General features: G+C 51.6%; 21 protein-coding genes. 10 read left to right on the top strand and 11 right to left on the bottom strand.

Translation table 11 applies throughout. The features are described from left to right. Positions 1 to 11: 11 nt before the first annotated feature. Entirely contained in the window at positions 12 to 1,502 is a 1,491-nt protein-coding gene (locus tag JOY44_RS22330; protein WP_197985676.1) for a PLP-dependent aminotransferase family protein, read from the top strand. 539 nt (positions 1,503 to 2,041) lie between these two features. Here JOY44_RS22330 and JOY44_RS22325 read toward each other — a convergent pair. The 3 genes from JOY44_RS22325 to JOY44_RS22315 all read right to left on the bottom strand — a co-directional run bounded on the left by JOY44_RS22325 (position 2,042) and on the right by JOY44_RS22315 (position 4,583). Continuing rightward, positions 2,042 to 2,632: a rhomboid family intramembrane serine protease gene (locus JOY44_RS22325; RefSeq protein ID WP_171575657.1), complete on the bottom strand. Its 591-nt coding sequence runs from the start codon at positions 2,630 to 2,632 to the stop codon at positions 2,042 to 2,044. A gap of 167 nt (positions 2,633 to 2,799) precedes the next feature. After that, the gene (locus tag JOY44_RS22320) at positions 2,800 to 2,952 is read right to left on the bottom strand and encodes a hypothetical protein (protein ID WP_171575656.1); all 153 of its coding nucleotides are present in this window, start codon (positions 2,950 to 2,952) and stop codon (positions 2,800 to 2,802) included. A 500-nt stretch (positions 2,953 to 3,452) separates the two neighbouring features. Further along, a complete protein-coding gene (locus JOY44_RS22315) occupies positions 3,453 to 4,583 on the bottom strand; it encodes an aldo/keto reductase (protein WP_171575655.1) in 1,131 nt (376 codons plus the stop codon). 172 nt (positions 4,584 to 4,755) lie between these two features. On the opposite strand from JOY44_RS22315, the gene JOY44_RS22310 reads away from it, so the two are divergent. The 5 genes from JOY44_RS22310 (at position 4,756) to JOY44_RS32955 (ending at position 7,784) form a co-directional block, all read left to right on the top strand. Further along, positions 4,756 to 5,676 (top strand): LysR family transcriptional regulator, encoded by a 921-nt coding sequence (locus JOY44_RS22310; RefSeq protein WP_171575654.1) that lies wholly within the window; start codon positions 4,756 to 4,758, stop codon positions 5,674 to 5,676. Positions 5,677 to 5,900: 224 nt separating this feature from the next. Further along, positions 5,901 to 6,800: a class A beta-lactamase, subclass A2 gene (bla, locus tag JOY44_RS22305; protein WP_197985675.1), complete on the top strand. Its 900-nt coding sequence runs from the start codon at positions 5,901 to 5,903 to the stop codon at positions 6,798 to 6,800. A gap of 21 nt (positions 6,801 to 6,821) precedes the next feature. Then, on the top strand, positions 6,822 to 6,944 hold the full coding sequence (locus tag JOY44_RS32480; RefSeq protein ID WP_281063319.1) for a hypothetical protein: 123 nt from the start codon (positions 6,822 to 6,824) through the stop codon (positions 6,942 to 6,944). 102 nt (positions 6,945 to 7,046) lie between these two features. Further along, the gene (locus JOY44_RS22300) at positions 7,047 to 7,187 is read left to right on the top strand and encodes a hypothetical protein (protein ID WP_197985674.1); all 141 of its coding nucleotides are present in this window, start codon (positions 7,047 to 7,049) and stop codon (positions 7,185 to 7,187) included. A gap of 177 nt (positions 7,188 to 7,364) precedes the next feature. After that, positions 7,365 to 7,784, top strand: a complete 420-nt coding sequence (locus JOY44_RS32955) for a GFA family protein (RefSeq protein WP_171575652.1) — start codon at positions 7,365 to 7,367, stop codon at positions 7,782 to 7,784. Here JOY44_RS32955 and JOY44_RS22290 read toward each other — a convergent pair. Together JOY44_RS22290 and JOY44_RS22285 are read right to left on the bottom strand one after the other, a co-directional pair. Continuing rightward, positions 7,764 to 7,991, bottom strand: coding sequence for a hypothetical protein (locus tag JOY44_RS22290; protein WP_203032168.1), 228 nt, complete (start codon positions 7,989 to 7,991; stop codon positions 7,764 to 7,766). The genes JOY44_RS32955 and JOY44_RS22290 overlap by 21 nt on opposite strands. Before the next feature lie 12 nt (positions 7,992 to 8,003). Continuing rightward, complete coding sequence (locus JOY44_RS22285) at positions 8,004 to 8,303, bottom strand: 3'-5' exonuclease (RefSeq protein WP_171575650.1); 300 nt, start codon at positions 8,301 to 8,303, stop codon at positions 8,004 to 8,006. An 18-nt stretch (positions 8,304 to 8,321) separates the two neighbouring features. Here JOY44_RS22285 and JOY44_RS22280 point away from each other — a divergent pair, with 18 nt between their 5' ends. After that, the gene (locus tag JOY44_RS22280; RefSeq protein WP_197985673.1) at positions 8,322 to 8,528 is read left to right on the top strand and encodes a hypothetical protein; all 207 of its coding nucleotides are present in this window, start codon (positions 8,322 to 8,324) and stop codon (positions 8,526 to 8,528) included. A gap of 425 nt (positions 8,529 to 8,953) precedes the next feature. Here the strand turns inward: JOY44_RS22280 and JOY44_RS22275 are convergent, their stop codons facing one another. The 6 genes from JOY44_RS22275 to JOY44_RS22250 form a co-directional block, all read right to left on the bottom strand. Beyond that, a complete protein-coding gene (locus tag JOY44_RS22275) occupies positions 8,954 to 9,295 on the bottom strand; it encodes a hypothetical protein (protein WP_197985672.1) in 342 nt (113 codons plus the stop codon). A 79-nt stretch (positions 9,296 to 9,374) separates the two neighbouring features. Further along, positions 9,375 to 9,623 carry a hypothetical protein gene (locus JOY44_RS22270; protein ID WP_203032088.1) on the bottom strand — a complete coding sequence of 83 codons (249 nt, stop codon included), beginning with the start codon at positions 9,621 to 9,623 and terminating at the stop codon, positions 9,375 to 9,377. Between the two features lie 233 nt (positions 9,624 to 9,856). Beyond that, on the bottom strand, positions 9,857 to 10,282 hold the full coding sequence (locus JOY44_RS22265; RefSeq protein ID WP_171575648.1) for a hypothetical protein: 426 nt from the start codon (positions 10,280 to 10,282) through the stop codon (positions 9,857 to 9,859). 107 nt (positions 10,283 to 10,389) lie between these two features. Beyond that, positions 10,390 to 10,977, bottom strand: a complete 588-nt coding sequence (locus JOY44_RS22260; RefSeq protein WP_171575647.1) for an NAD(P)H-dependent oxidoreductase — start codon at positions 10,975 to 10,977, stop codon at positions 10,390 to 10,392. Between the two features lie 249 nt (positions 10,978 to 11,226). Next, complete coding sequence (locus JOY44_RS22255; RefSeq protein WP_171575646.1) at positions 11,227 to 11,931, bottom strand: FMN-dependent NADH-azoreductase; 705 nt, start codon at positions 11,929 to 11,931, stop codon at positions 11,227 to 11,229. A 12-nt stretch (positions 11,932 to 11,943) separates the two neighbouring features. After that, positions 11,944 to 12,492 carry a VOC family protein gene (locus JOY44_RS22250; protein WP_171575645.1) on the bottom strand — a complete coding sequence of 183 codons (549 nt, stop codon included), beginning with the start codon at positions 12,490 to 12,492 and terminating at the stop codon, positions 11,944 to 11,946. 147 nt (positions 12,493 to 12,639) lie between these two features. On the opposite strand from JOY44_RS22250, the gene gcvA reads away from it, so the two are divergent. The 3 genes from gcvA (at position 12,640) to JOY44_RS22235 (ending at position 15,197) form a co-directional block, all read left to right on the top strand. Beyond that, the gene (gene gcvA / locus JOY44_RS22245) at positions 12,640 to 13,548 is read left to right on the top strand and encodes a transcriptional regulator GcvA (protein WP_171575644.1); all 909 of its coding nucleotides are present in this window, start codon (positions 12,640 to 12,642) and stop codon (positions 13,546 to 13,548) included. Positions 13,549 to 14,226: 678 nt separating this feature from the next. Next, entirely contained in the window at positions 14,227 to 14,643 is a 417-nt protein-coding gene (locus tag JOY44_RS22240; protein ID WP_171571820.1) for a helix-turn-helix domain-containing protein, read from the top strand. Continuing rightward, positions 14,556 to 15,197, top strand: a complete 642-nt coding sequence (locus JOY44_RS22235; protein WP_171571819.1) for an IS630 family transposase — start codon at positions 14,556 to 14,558, stop codon at positions 15,195 to 15,197. The genes JOY44_RS22240 and JOY44_RS22235 overlap by 88 nt, the downstream gene beginning before the upstream one ends. Positions 15,198 to 15,544 lie beyond the last annotated feature (347 nt).

Here is a 15,544-nt window from a genome sequence, read left to right as displayed (position 1 = left end):
ACATGCGGTCGATGCGTAAAATTTATATGGACTTAGCCATTACCTTCGATCGCCACTCCTCTCTGCCGCTACACCAGCAACTGTACGAAGAACTGCGGCAGGTCATTCTGAGTGGACGATTACTGCCTCGACAGAAAGTGCCATCGACGCGATCGATGGCAAAATCGTTAGGAATTTCGCGCACAACGGTAACTCAGAGTTACGACCAGTTACTGAGTGAAGGCTATCTAGAAACGATCGCCGGCTCTGGCACTTACGTTTGTGCTCAACTCCCCGATGACCTGCTGCATTCCGATTCAATGGCAGTAGAACCAAACTCAACTCCCTTGCCGATTCAACTCTCGCACTATGGCGACTGCCTGAGCCAAACCCCTTTCACGCTACAACCCAGCTTAGATTTGCCTATCAGCTTCCGCTATGGACAACCCGCACTTCAGCATTTTCCCATTGCCCTCTGGCGCAAATTGCTGTCGCGCTATTGCATGGCGGCTTCGGACTGGTTGGACTACACCACAGATTTTCAAGGGTATCGACCTTTACGCCAAGCGATCGCTCGTTACTTAGGACGGGCGCGAGCGGTGCAGTGTGACCCGGAGCAGATCATCATGACTAATGGCACCCAACAGGCACTCGATCTGGTGATGCGATTATTGATCAATCCAGGAGATGGGATTGCGATCGAAGATCCGGGTTATTTGAGTGCCCGCCGTGTCTTTCTGAGCCACCAGGCAAAACTATTTCCAGTGCCCGTTGATGAGTCTGGTTTAATCGTAGAAAAGTTAACCGATCTCGCTTCGGACTCCCTGCGGTTAGTTTATGTCACCCCTTCCCACCAGTTTCCCACTGGAGCGATCCTGTCACTGGCACGTCGATTGGAACTGCTGGCATGGGCACAGCAGACCAAGGCTCTAATTTTGGAAGATGACTACGATAGTGAGTACCGCTATGGAGAGCGTCCCATTCCGGCTTTACAAGGACTTGATTGCCACCACTCTGTGATCTACGTCGGCACGTTCTCCAAAGTCTTGTTTCCCTCTCTGCGAATGGGTTATTTAGTCGTTCCTCAACCGCTTGTGCCGCTGTTGGCTCAGGCAAAATGGTTGAGTGATCGCCAACTCCCCACCCTCGAACAGCAGGTTTTGACCGAGTTTATTGAGGCTGGTCATCTGGAAAGTCATATCCGCAAAATGCGATCGCACTACGACCAACTCCGGCAAACATTGGTGCAAGCTTTAAAGAGTCATTTTGGCGATCTCGTGGACATTTTTGGCGAGACAGCAGGCATTCATGTCATGGTCAAGCTGCACACACCTTGGAGCGATGCGGAGGTGATTGAACGTGCCGTCCAGGTTGGAGTGGGACTCATGTCTGCTCAACCTCACTATTTCAGTCCTGACGATCAAGGAGAATTCATTTTTGGTTATGGAGATCTAAACGAAGAGCAAATCTCAGCAGGTATTGCCTGCTTAGCTCAAGCATTAGGAAACCGCAGCTTCAAGTAAAAGGCTTGTGGACTACATACAGCTTTTACCCAGCATTACACTCTTAGAAACCAGTGCCTGAAGCAGCATCTTAAATCAATCCAAGAATGAGCCATGTTTTACCAAGTTGTGTTCTAGACGTGTGGATCGACCTTAGAGGTCTAAGCCAAATTCAGCATTTTGAGCTTAGCGTTGGGAATTATTCCGTTGCTACGCAAAGGCGCATATGTCGGCTCCACCCCAGGAAGCACTGAATGGCAGTGAAGCCTATGAATAGCGTACTCCGTTTGTACTAAAGCACTTAGTTTTGTGCTGTCAATGAGCCTAGTTTTGCAAAGTTCCTGCGACAAAAGAACCATCTCCCTCATCTAAGCAATAGCCCTGAAAGCCTTTCAGTGAAAGGCTTTCAATCGCCAAGAAATATTTCTTGGCGATTCAAGACGATAAAACCCGTGAAACTGCTTAGCTGAAGAGGTTTTGAGCTGCTGCCCCAACTAAGTTATTGCTTTCCATTTCTACATCACCGTTTGGGACGTAGATATACATAATCTTGGGCGATCTCAAAGCAGCTCAAACAACTGCCTCAACTCCGGTAAATAACGTGCCGTAAAGATGCCGCCCACAAAGCCAAATAGATGTCCTTGCCAAGAGATGCCGCGTCGTCGTGAGGGTAAAACGCCCCAAATGAGTGGACCGTAGAGCAAAGCTATCACGACTGAAACGGCGGCAGAGAACAGCTCTTGCTCAAAGTAGCTCCGGGACAGCAAAAAGCCGAAATAGCCAAAAATGATGCCGCTAGCGCCAATGTGAATCGTGTTAGGTGCTGCAAAGAGCCAAATGCCTAAACCACTGACGAGCCAAATCACAGCCGTGGCGACCGTGAATTCTGTGACACCGTGCAGCAGCGTAAACCAGCCGAGCACAGCGAAAGGTAACGTATTGGCAATCAGGTGATTCCAGGTGCCATGCAGCAGTGGAGCAAACAAAATGCCCCGTAGTCCAATTTGAGTACGGGGCACAATACCCAGACGATTTAGGCGGTGCTGTAACAACAATTGATCCACAATCTCTAGCATCCAAATGATCGTAATCAAGACACCAATGATTTTGGCTTGAGTTGCAACGTTACTAGCAGTAAGAGAAAATGGCATCAATGGCGAACATCACGCTCTGTAATGAGTTTAGGCTATCTGCTGTAACTTTGGGTTGAACAGAACGTGGTAAGTAAGAGCAGCGCTCCTACACTAATGAAGCATAAAATTCAGTGTCTTGCTTAGAGCTCTCCTGCAGAGTTGCGGTTAAGTAGGGCTGGAGCGCTTTATAGACTGCTGATGTCTGAGTCTAACAGAACCAGGATTTCTGCCAAAGGTACTGACTGAAATTGTTGTTGTTGCGCTGTCAGTGCCATCCCTGGTGAAAGCTCAAATTCCTCTTCTGCCAGACGTTCTAAATCATCAAATGTGAAAGACATAGCGAGACCCCTGATCGTTATTAAAGGGGGCACTTCAGACTTCGGGAAAAATCGTACGTTAAGGATTCGCAACCGTTCTTAGTGGGCGAAATTTTCCTTTTCTCCAGCCTAAGCAGCATCTTACAAGTCTTGTTTTCTAAGATTGTCGCCGTTACTTGGTTTCAGCGGTTTGATGACGGTAAATAACAGCTTCGCCAGTCTGAACCCCCTCTACCAATTCGTCCTTCCGAAGCGTGATATTGAAGGTGTCCAAGCAATATTACGTTTACTCTTCAAGAGTTGTTGTAGGTGCACTCTTGAAGAGTGCCCTGTGCTGTTGTTTCGTTATACAAGTGATTTGGATAAAGCTCTTGCCGAGCGACCGTTGCGGGTGCAGCCTCAGTTCAATAGGGCAACTGACTTGGCGCTTGACTGAGTACCGGCGACCCTAGCGCACTCACCGAAAAGGTCAAAACAAACAGGGAAAGCAGATAGCTAGGTAGCATAATCTATACTCCATCTCAACCGATTGGACGTGGCTTTGGCAGGCGAACCAACCCGCTAAAATGCTTGCCTGGGTACCAGGGCGTTTGGAGAAGGTTGTCAAAACCGGGAAGACTTTCCATGTGTTTCACCATCCGGGCGCGCATCGAAGCATCAGGTAGCGATCCTCTTAGTGCTCCCATATTCTCAACAACGTGATCGGGGTTTGTGGTTGCGGGAATCGCACAGGTTAGAGCCGAGTGAGAAATCACATACTTGAGAAAAAACTGTGCCCAGTTCTCGCAGCCAAAATCGCTGGCAAAATCGGGTAGTGGTTGCCCCTTGACCAAGGCAAAAAGACGGGCTTTCTCGAAGGGCATGTTAGCTAAGACGGCTGTTCCTCGCGCCGCCGCCGCCGGAAGAATTCTGTCTTCCACTCCACGCTGACGAATTGAGTAGCGCAGTTGAACAAAGTCCAGATCGCCGTTCTCGATCCACCTTTCAAGCGCAGCAAAATACAACGGATCGTGATGGGTAACGCCCACGTAGCGAATTCTACCTTCTGCTTTCCATGCCTTTAGTAGGGGTAAAATCGCGTCTACATTCACCAAGCTATGAACTTGCATGACATCAATACGATCGCGGAACAAGCGCTTCAGTGATTGTTCTAACTGACGCTGAACTTGGCTGCGATCGCCCAGATACTCACCTGTTGCCCAGGTTTTGTTAGTAATAAACAAAGCATCGGTCAAGCCGAGTGTTCTGGCAAACTCGCCCACGTTCACTTCCGACATCCCGTAGAGCAGTGAGGTATCAACCACTCGCCCGCCTGCATCCCAAAAGCGGCGCATCACTTGCTGAAGACGATCGCGTGGCTGATTAGACAAAGCATCAAAGGTCATAAACGTGCCCAGACCGATTGCAGGCAGTTTCTCCTTTGTGCGCGGGATTTCTTTCGTGATGATCGGCGCTGGCTGAGTTAAAGCAGGTTGCGACGGCAGCGGTTGATTCTGTGCCTGAGCCATCTTCAAAAAAGTGGGTGTTAAGGCAGCGGTAGCACCAAGTCCTAACAATCCCAGCGCAGACCGACGGGAAACCTTTCGCCTCCTTGCTGAACGGCAATCATTGTGATTGGGTCTTGCATCATCTTTCGGGTTGCTGTTGGTCATAACTCATTACCGTAAAAAACATCGCTGAAGTTTGAATCGTCGCTGATGAATGCATGAAATCCTTCATTAATGGCAAACACGAATGCAACTAGGTCAATCATCACACGCTGTTCATAATGCGTCCAATGCATATTTGGCATAGGGATTATATCAATAACAATATGATGAGGTTATGACTCAAAAGTTCCCTAACCTCTCCCGCATCGACCTGAACCAGCTTCTGGCGTTACAAGCCCTTCTGGAGGAGAAACACATTACTCGTGCCGCCGTCCGCATCTCGCTCAGTCAGCCCGCGATGAGCCGGGTGCTGGGTCGGTTGCGGACGGCGCTCGGCGATGACCTGCTCGTCCGTAGCGGCGTGGGGTACGAACGAACGCCCCGTGGCGATCGCTTGCTGCAAGAATTAGAAGCGCTCCTGCCTCGCCTCAACGCGGCGATCGGAAGCAACGACTTCAATCCTGCTATTTCGCAGCAATACTTCCGCGTTACCGGCACCGACTACGCAGTCGCCGTAATCGTCAGCGGTACGGTACGACTCTGCCGCAAGCTTGCTCCCGGCGTTCGCGTTGAGGTCGTTGGCTGGACACCAGAGAGTTACCGTCACATAGAAACGGGACGCTGTGATTTGGCGCTCGGGGTGGGCAGCGTCCCAACCCCGCCCAAGGGATTAAAGGTGGAAGTGCTGTACCAGGAGCAGTTTATCTGCCTAATCAGTGCAGACAACCCATTTAAAGACAAGCGTTTTTCTTTGGACGAATACCTGCGTCGTCCCCATGCGATCGTTGCCGTTGCAGAAGGACAGCAAACAATGATCGATCGTCCGCTGGCTGATCTGGGAAAGGCAAGAGATATTGTGTTCCAGTCACCCTACTTCATGGCAACCGCGCTCAATATTGTGGGCACCGACCTGATATTCACCGTCCCCATGCGTGTCGCACTCGAACTCTCAAAATTGGCAAACCTTCGGCAAGTATTGCCCCCTCAAGAGATTGGTGACTTCCCCTACACCATGATCTGGCATCCTCGGATCGAAAGTGATGCTGGACAAGCATGGTTCCGTGACCAGATCCGAGGGACGGTGAGACGAGGATAAGAAGGGTGCGGTGCAAAAACTGATGCGTCGCTAGGGAGTATTTTAGAGGTTCTCTGCCAGTCCTAAACACAAAATCTAATCAAATCTCCCGGAATCCGAAATCTCACAATTAGCGAGTGTAGCTCTAGGTCGTTCACGGCTTCAATTCAGATTTTATGATCCAAACAACCTTTAAAAAACTGTGGCTTTCCATATTCTGCCTGTCTGTATTGACTGTTGGCTGCATGAACAATAACTTCAGCAACAGAGCGGACAACCATGACAGACAAGCAGATGCACCCAAAGAGGTCGTAGCCTCCAACACTAATCAAGAAAACGATTTACGCGATCGCATTGAACAGATCGCTCGTGCGGCTCAAGGGCGCGTTGGGGTGAGCGGCACCGTGGTAGAAACCGGAGCATCAGTATCTCTAAATGGGAATCAGCGCTTTCCAATGCAAAGCGTTTACAAGTTTCCGATCGCGATGGCTGTGCTGGCTCAAGTCGATCAAGGAAAACTCAAGCTAGATCAAAAAATTCGGGTTGAGACCAGCGACATCGTTCAGGGTAGTCGGATTCTAGACGAGAGTTCGCAAGGAGTGGAATTAACCCTGGCTGCACTCTTGAAGTATATGGTTTCTGAAAGTGATAATACCGCTTGTGATGTGCTGCTACGACTCGTTGGTGAACCCAAGCTGGTCACCCAGTATTTGCGGGGGCTTGGCATAAACGATATTGTTGTGGCAAACACAGAGAAGGAGCTAGGGCAAGACCCCGCAGTGCAGTATCGTAACGCTGCCACGCCTAACGCAATGGTCGTGCTATTACGCACCTTGCAGGAGGGAAAAGGGCTTTCAAACGCTAGTCAAGCGTTATTACGGCGATGGCTGACAGAGACAACCACAGGTCCAAAGCGCCTTAAAGGACTGTTGCCCAAGGGGACGGTTGTAGCACACAAAACTGGTACCTCATCTACGGTCAATGGAGTGACAGCTGCAACCAATGATGTGGGACTCGTGACGCTTCCGAATGGGCAACATTTGGCGATCGCAGTCTTTGTTTCAGATTCGACGGCTGACGATGCAACCCGTGAGGCAGTGATAGCAAAGGTGACGCAAACAGTATGGAATGAATGGAGCAAATAGGCATCAAACAGTGCTGCGGTCATGAAGAGCGCAGCACTGTTTGATGTCGTGGTCGAACAATTCGCTTGGAGCGGATTGCCAAAAGATTTTGGTATATTGCGAAAGTTGTTTGCAGCCGCTCAAACGCATCATTATGCCGCTTAGTCCTTGGTAGGGAAGTAACCGCAAGATCATTTGTTGGTGTCCTGAGTTAAAGTCAGTGTGAAATTGATGGTGAGGCGGTGCTTCGAGGTGAGGGGTAAAGCGATGCTTGAGCCAGAAAAGCTCGATTATTTCAAGTGGCAAATTCCGGATGGCTCTCGGGTGCGCCTAACCTTACTTCAAGAAAATGATGAACAGAAAGTTACGGTTTCGCTTGAAAGGCTTTTTCTGCAAGGCGTTTACTAATCTCGCACGTATGAACTCAGTGATGGAGTGTGGAAGTTAGTTCTTCACCAGCAGACACCAGTGTAATTGCCGCCCAACAAGCCCGCCGCACCAGAACAAATCCAAGCTATCGTTAGATCGCAAAGTTCCTCCGCGTCCGGTGAGGGGGATCGTTAGGCCTCCAGAGGAAACTCCGACATGAACATTCCATTTTGCGGCTGCTGCACATGCGGAGCCATTCGCTACGAATGTGCGAGTGCGCCCATCGCAGCTCTCAACTGCCATTGCCGAGATTGCCAGCGTTCGAGTGGCGCGCCTTTCGCGTCCGGGGTCGTCGTCATGACGACTGACCTTCAGGTCAGCGGTACGCCGAAGACGTACTCAGTGCGTGGCAGCAGCGGTGGTCTCACGACTCGCAGCTTTTGCTCGGAGTGTGGAACTCCTTTATGCACATGGGGCGAAGCGAATCCAGCATTCACGTCCATCCGTTTTCCCTCCTTGGATGATCCATCGGCGTTTCAGCCGCTGCTCGATATCTGGACGTCCAGTGCGCAATCGTGGGTTTGCCTTGATCAAAGACTGCCTCACTTTCCTCAATCACCCCCAGCAGCCGAGTGAACGGGGAAGGCGCGCTTTGAGTCCTAACAGGTCGTCAACGCCGACGTTAGCGCTTGTAACCAGACCGAAAAGGCTTTTAAGTGGCAATGTTTTTCTCTCTAACCCCTTTCCCAGCAGCGCTTTGAGCCGGGCTACAAGCAAGGGCGCGACCACTTTTTTCGGCCATGTTGGCCAGCGGCCGTCGTTGACCTCTGTCAGCAGCACCATCGTACAATTCCATTAGGATTGCGGCATCGGCAGTCCGTGCCGCGTATAGGACTGCCGCAACATGCGCAACTCGAAGTCGGCGTTGTGGCATACGACCAGCCGGCCTTCGATCAGCAGGGAGACTTTCTGCGCCACTTCCGGCCAGCCGGGCGCTGAGGCCAGTTCGTCGTCGGTAATACCGTGTACCGCGCGGGCACCTTCCTCAATGATTCCGATCGACTTCACCAATTCCTCCAGCAGGATCGTACCTTCTCCATCGAGAATGGCGATTTCAATGACCTCGGTGTCTTCGCTGACTTCGAGCGGCGGCATTACGCACTGCTTGCGCTGATGTGCATCTACGGTATCGAACTGCTTGCGGACAACATCGCAGAGTGCCGTGTCAACGTACTGGAAGTATTTGCCGAGTACCTAAACCTCGATGAAACAAACGATATTTACCATGCCGCATCGTATGTGTTGTTTCAGAACCTTGTGCACGGCGCCGCACTGACCATGCGCGACCAGGACGGCCACCCCATCACCTTTTGCGAATAGGGTTACCTAGGCAAGGGCAAATACCAACGGCGCGACTTCCGCTTCGATATCCTCACCGGATCGTCAGCGTTCAGCGAAGAGGGCTCGCTCTTTGCTCACCTGGGCAAGCACGAAATATTCACGCCGACAAAAACCTATCCACCCATGACGATGCGCGAACTGGCCGCCACGTTTGGCGACAGCTCGATGGAGGGAGCATGACTATTCAAGCCAGTTTTACGCTGCGCGGGCGTACCCGGATGTATTGACATGCATCGCCAACCTGTCCAGCGACGAGGTCTTTACCCCCCCGAGCTGGCAAACAGAATTCATCGCCCTCTTCAAATTGATTGAACCGAACGTGTTGCATCGACCGGTTGAATCCATCGGTACTTATTTATTGGGGTAGGGTCACTCTTTTGGCTGCCGCGCTTCTGAGCAACGGGTCAGAAGTCCACCAGTAGTTCGGCTGGTATCGGCACGCTGTTCGTTTCCTTGTCCCAAGCCTGCGCCGCAATCTTCCAATGCCCCTCGCTCTTGACGAGCAGCAACATCTCCACATTGCGGTTGACCTCGCCTTGGTTTTCCGTGTTCTCACAGGCCGCTGCGGCCACCGCGACATTGCCGAAGACCAATATCTGCGTTCCGATCACCCGCTCATGGAGGGACGTCAGCGTCGTTCGAGCGAGTTCGCCCATGCGCTCTGTGAACTCATCAAGCGACTTCACCGAAACGGGACGGGCGGACGGATAAAGCGGCGCGCCCGGGAGGAAGTCACCTTTAAACATAGCCGTGTCAGGGCCTCCTCCTACCGACCAGCTCATGCTCGAGAACTGGCGTTCAATGAGGTCCCTGATCGCCCTGAGGTCAGCCGCTCGCTCCTCCATCTCGCTCCTCCATCTCGCTCCTCCATCTCGCTCCTCCATCTCGCTCCTCCATACAGGTGCTCCATCTCGCTCCTCCATCTCGCTCCTCCATCTCGCTCCTCCATACAGGTGCTCCAATCCAATGCGCTGGTGTCTCCATCCAACTGCGTCGGCGGTATAGCAGTATCAAGTTCTCCGACTTGGTCGAGCCGCCGCCGCGCTCATGCCGCCCGCTGCTGCTTCGCCTCACCCGGGCCTCAGCTAAGCCCGGGATAGGACTTGTCCTCAAGCCGTTCACGACTGTTACCTCGCAGCCACCATCCGCGAGATGCTGTCCAAGCGCCCGGGGCGAAGGTCGTGCTCCGTCAGGAGATCGGCCTGTTTTCTCGGGGGGCTCGCGGCAGTGGACGGGAGCAAGTTCAAGGCCGTGAGTACCCGGGTCAGTGAATTTCACGGAGGCGAAGCTGAAGAAGCGCAGTGAGACTAGGCCGGTCGGCAGATCTGCCCTTCGTAGCGCAAGATCGCTTTGCCTTCCTTCGGAGCGAATGTGCCCCAGGATCGGAAGGTGCCTTTGAAATCTTGGAACTCGCCGGTTCCTTCGACCACGGTGTAGGCGGCGCCGCCGACGATATAATCGGTACCCGGAACGGCTACGCCCCAACTTTTGTCGCGTGTCCACAGCGTCGACCCATCTTCAGTGACGAACATGTGTTCGAACTCCCCCTCCGAGCGACCGTCTCCCAAGTCGCGGAACTCTCCGATCTGGCGGAAGTGGACCCCTCCACGGAGGTTGCCGGCCAAGGCAGCGACGCCGCTCCGTCCATCGGCGGCGTAGTTGTAGTTGCCGAGGCCGGCCATCGAGCGGCAAATCTGGCCTTGCGCTGGTGTCTGCAATGTATCATTAGCCATAGCTTCATCTCCTTTAAGGCTCTACTGGTCGTGAAAATTGCGAGCGTCCGTCAAGTCGGCTCCAATCGTAGTTGGCTCATAAGCCAAGTCTGGGTGTCGAACGCTCGTTAGGCGCTCAGACGCACGGCACCGTGTTGCACGCGCTTAGGAATGCGGTCGGGAGCGACCAGCCCGGCCCCGAGCGCGCGGGCGTCGACCAAGTACCCCGCCCGACGCTCTGCATTGGCGTCACCGTCGGCGTTGAGCAGCAGGTGCGTCTCGACGTCGGTCATGCCGCAAAAGCCGAAAATGCCGACGTCAATTTGTGTGCGCATCGCGTCGCCGTAGCCGTACTTGGCGTAGGTGGTTGGGCGCGTCCCGCCGGTGCCAATCAACATGACCGGCTTGGCGCTCAGGTGCCCCCGGGTGTTGGATTCCGCGTCGACCGAATAGGCCCAACCGGACGTGAACACGCGGTCGATCCAACCCTTGAGCAGGGCGGGGAACGACCACCAGTAGACCGGAAAGACGAGCACGATCGCGTCCGCGGCGTCGACGCGTGCCGCTTCCCGAGCGGCCTCGGCGGGCCGCGGGCCGCCCCAAAAGTGCGCGTGGTCCTCGGCGGTGAAGCGCGGGTCGAAGCCTTCGGCGTGCAGGTCGGCGACCTCCGCCGTGTGACCGGCCTGGACGACGCCTTCGACGAAGACGTCGAGCACCGCTCCGGGAAGCTCTTACGCTGCGGATGGCTGAAGACTATTAAAACGTGCATGTTTGTTCTCCTGGTTAGGTGATGAAGTCGGAAATGAGGCGCGAGATTTCGCCGGGCGCGTCCTTGAGGCTAAAGCGTTCGCTCGATCGCCGTGTTAGGCTGTGTGACCGGACGATGGAAGCGGACAGACTTCCATATCCAGGATAAATTTGAGCAGTATAGAGATGGATTGATTAAGCATTGAAGCTGTGCTTAATCAATACCTGAATGCAGTCTCATCCGCTTGCTTTGCTGCTATCAGCCTCGTCCAGTTCCCCATGTTCTGAGTTAGTTGTTGCACTAAATCAGCGATCGCGGCATGAGCAGACTGAATAGATTTTTGATGTCGCTCGTCCCCAAATTCCTGGTACTCAATGCGAATGACATGGTGTTCACTGACTCCCAATAGTCTTGAAGCTGTCACGATGTGGGAATCAAGATGGTTCATAGTGGCCTGAACGCCACCAAGTTCAAAGCCGCCTTCCCCCGATGACGACAAAATGACTAGAGTTTTGCCGGTCCCAATCGGCTCGATCGGTTGTTCACCACGCGCCAGATCAAAGGAAAAGGTGCGTCCAATGCGAATCACCTGATCGATCCAAGCTTTTAGTGCTGCTGGCATGCCGTAGTTGTACATGGGCGTACCGATCACGATGAGGTCAGCCGGCTCTAGCTCTTCGAGCAGTTGGTCGGAAAGCTTGAGTACTTCCTGTTGATGGGGAGTCCGCTGCTCCGGTGCCGTGAAAGCGGCGGCGATCCAAGCTTCACTAATGGCTGGCGGTGGATTTAGCCCTACATCCCGCGTAATGAGGGTATCGTTGGGTCTAGACTTCAACCATCGTTCAGTGAATGCAGTCGTTAGACCTCGGCTAAGAGAACGGGTCACGCGTGCACTAGCGTCAATTTTCAATACTGTAGCCATTTTTGTCATCTCCTAGGGAGGGGGTGCAGGGAACCAATCTTCCGGTTCTGGATACTCAAAACCGGGTGGAAAGAAATACGTTTCAAAAATAGTGGTGGTAGCATGCTCAGTATCAAAAAAGGCAAAAGCATTTTGCCCCATCCACTTGCCCGACTGAATCAGGTGGAACCCTCTGGACTCAAACTCTTGGATACGCTCTTCCCAGGGGCGGTCGCCACAATTGAAGGCAATGTGGTGAATCCCTTCGTTGTGTCGATCAAGGAATTCTTGAAAGATGGTGGGACCAGAGAGCGGCTGCATAATTTCCCAGACGACGTTCTTCGCTTGAGCAAAACAGACTTTAATCGAGTACTCAGTCGGCTGCCCTTTGTAAGTCTGTTCCGTAACGGTTTCAGCGTTAAAGGTATAAACTCGCCAGGGTCCAATGCCCAATTGGACGAGACCGGTCATCGTTTGCTGATAATTGCGAGTGACAATGCAGATCTCAATGGCATCCCCTAGAAAATGATTCGAGAGTTGGGAGGCGGTGAGCACTTGGATTGAGTTTAAGTTCAGTACCATCTTTAGAAACCGCTAAGGGTTTTCAGTCAGCTGATGAGTGATCAGAAAACTGTTTCGTTTCCTTCACTTGAACAGTAGCAAGGGACAGTAGGGGATTGCAAATTCAATCTACTCATGCTTAGGTGAAAAAAACTCATCCAGAATCTTATGCGATCGCTGCCACCCCTCAACGCTTTGCATACCTTTGAGGTTGCGGCTCGACATCTGAGTTTCCAGCAAGCGGCTGAAGAATTGGCGATCACGCCAACCGCAGTCAGCCACCAAATCAAAGTGCTAGAGGATCACTTGGGGGTGTCCTTGTTTCGCCGCCGCCCCCGACCGCTGGCGCTGACAGAAGTAGGACAACGCTTGTATCCGGCCGTGAGCCAAAGCTTGGATGCGATTGCAGCAGCGATCACTCAATCAACGCAAGTTTCAGAAGCGACTACATTAACTGTGAGCGTGACAACGGTCTTTGCAGCTAAGTGGTTAGTGCCTCGTTTAGCTGAATTTCAACGAACACATGCCAACATTGATCTTCGGCTACAAACTTCAAATGATGTCGTCGATTTACATCGGCAAACGGTTGATGTGGCGATTCGCTATGGCAAAGGCAACTATCCGGGACTGACCGTGCGGAAGCTGATGTCAGATGTCTTTATGCCCGTCTGTAGTCCACATTTATTGAACGAAAAGCAGCCGCTTAAAGAGCCAAGTGATCTATTGCATCATCCTCTGCTGCATTTTGAATGGATTCATTTTGGCACCGAAGCCCCTGACTGGAAAAACTGGTTTGAACTGGCAGAGCTGAACACGACTGACCCAAATGATGGCATTAAATTTGACGAAGAAAGTTTAACTATTCAAGCCGCAATCGCCGGTCAAGGTATCGCTCTATGTAGCAACATTCATGTTGCTGATGATGTGGCCTTGGGTTTTTTAGTGCAACCCCTTGATGTGGCACTAGACGGTTTTAGCTATTCGGTCGTGTATGCCATGGACCACCCTAAAGAAACACTGATCCTCAAGTTTTTGGCTTGGTTGGTTGAAGCGGCTGGTAGTTTTGCTGTACAGTGACTTTTTATTTGTCGCGGAGACACATTAATGTCGCTAAAGCAGTAAAGCTAGAGAAGGCGGCTTTCAAGTGGGAAAGCCACCTGCCAATTCTGATGACCTGATGACTTAATCACTAGCAATTTTTTCTGTCAGCCTGTAGCAGAATGAGTTTGCTGCACGACACGAATTTGTCTCGACGTCATTTAATTTGGCACTGTACAAAACGCGAACCCTGCGCTCAGTACCAGTCAAGCAATATAGCGTTTCCGGCTCCTGTGAGGTACAAACTAAAGGCTCAAACCCTTGCTCTCTATTATTCTGCCCGTACCTCATCCGACAGAAAACCGCTATATCCCTCTTGAATCACTTTCGGAAAAGCAAATTTAATCAAAAATGCTGAAGCTTCTATACGGCTTGAGTCTTAGCATACGCAGCTTATTTCCGATATTTCAAAACATTTGACAATGAAGCGTATATACCAGACAGCAGTCGGTGAAAGACTTTCAGCGTTTTGCCTGGATTTTACTTTAACTAGAGTGACATATGAGGGATATAGCACCCTACTGCTTCAAAAAAGTAAGGCTCCTGAATCCATCATTGATGCACTGGGTCAAATGGCTCGAAGCCCTCAGCTTGAGATTGGTCGTAAATACGGTAAAGATTGGAAGTATACAGCGGATTGCAGTCAGATAGAGGACAATGAAGGATTACAACGTTGGGTCAAAAATGAAGCCGTATTCCATAGACTTTCGAGAGAAGATTGTAAGTGCTATGGAGAAGGGTGATAGCTCGATCCGAAAAGTTGCTGCCCGCTTTGCTGTCAGCAAGAGTTGCGTCGAGAGATGGATGATTCAGAAGCGCACAGAAGGTCACGTCGTTCCCCATAAGCAGGGTGGTTCGGTGAGTCCTGTGATGGAGCACAAAGACCAGTTAGTGGCGATCTTCGAGAACCAGCGCGATGCGACCTTAGCGGAATATTGTGAGCTACTCTTTGATGAGACTGGGCTATGGGTTAGCCAAAGTACTATGTGCCGAACCTTTCAGAGACTCAATTTACCGCGCAAAAAAAAACGCTCCGCTCCAGCCAAGCCACCAGCGAACGAGTCCAACTCCTGAGACAGGAGTACTGGGCACAGGTGACGAGTATAGAACTCAAAGATTTAGTGTTTCTCGATGAGATGGGTGTTCTACTGGGACTCATGCGAACCCATGCCCGTGCTGCACCTGGGGAACGAGCGTATGACTTCAAACCTTTTTATCGGGGCAAGAAGGTGAGTGTCATGGGCGCGATTACCGTCTCAAAGGTGCTGGCTGTGATGACGATAGATCAGTCGATGGACGCGGTTGTCTTTGAGGTGTACGTCTCAAAGTGTCTTGTGCCTCAACTGTGGAAAGGGGCTGTCGTGGTCATGGATAACCTGCCTGCTCACAAGGTAAAAGCCATTGCACCTTTAATTGAGGCGGTTGGAGCGAAGGTTCTGTATCTGTCTCCTTACTCTCCCGAATTTAATCCGATTGAGCATTGGTGGTCACAGTTAAAGGCTTTCCTAAGACAGTTCTCGCCGACAACCTCGAAAAGGGTAGATACCCTCATTGCCACAGCGATGGATTTGATAGATCCTCAACATTTGCACAACTGGTTTGCACACTGCTGTTACTGTCCCTCTTAACACTGCAATCCGCCGTAAGTTGTCACCGATCAAAGCGGAGAACTTAGCGTGGTAAGTAGCTCGTCTAGCACAAGAACAGGCTCTCTTTGGGCGAGAAGAAAAATTACAAAGCATCCTGGCAGAACTCTGCGATCGCCTGTGCTTTAATTGCTTCAAGCAGAAGGTTTTTGGGATAGGTGGAATACATCAGCATGATGCCCTGAAGGGTTGAGGAAAAATAGAGCAATCAGAAACAGAGCTAGAAATGTAGTCCTTGCGCCATGCCAGCCAAGATGAGGCTGCAACGTTTTGCAGATTAGCGTAACCTGATTCGTAGGGTTTCATCCTCAGAATGTGGTAATTCTCAT

Source organism: Leptolyngbya sp. Cla-17 (assembly GCF_016807185.1).
GTDB lineage: Bacteria > Cyanobacteriota > Cyanobacteriia > Leptolyngbyales > Leptolyngbyaceae > ULC077BIN1.
Note: the sequence above shows the minus strand (reverse complement) of the source record. Positions and strands in the feature narration are given on the sequence as shown.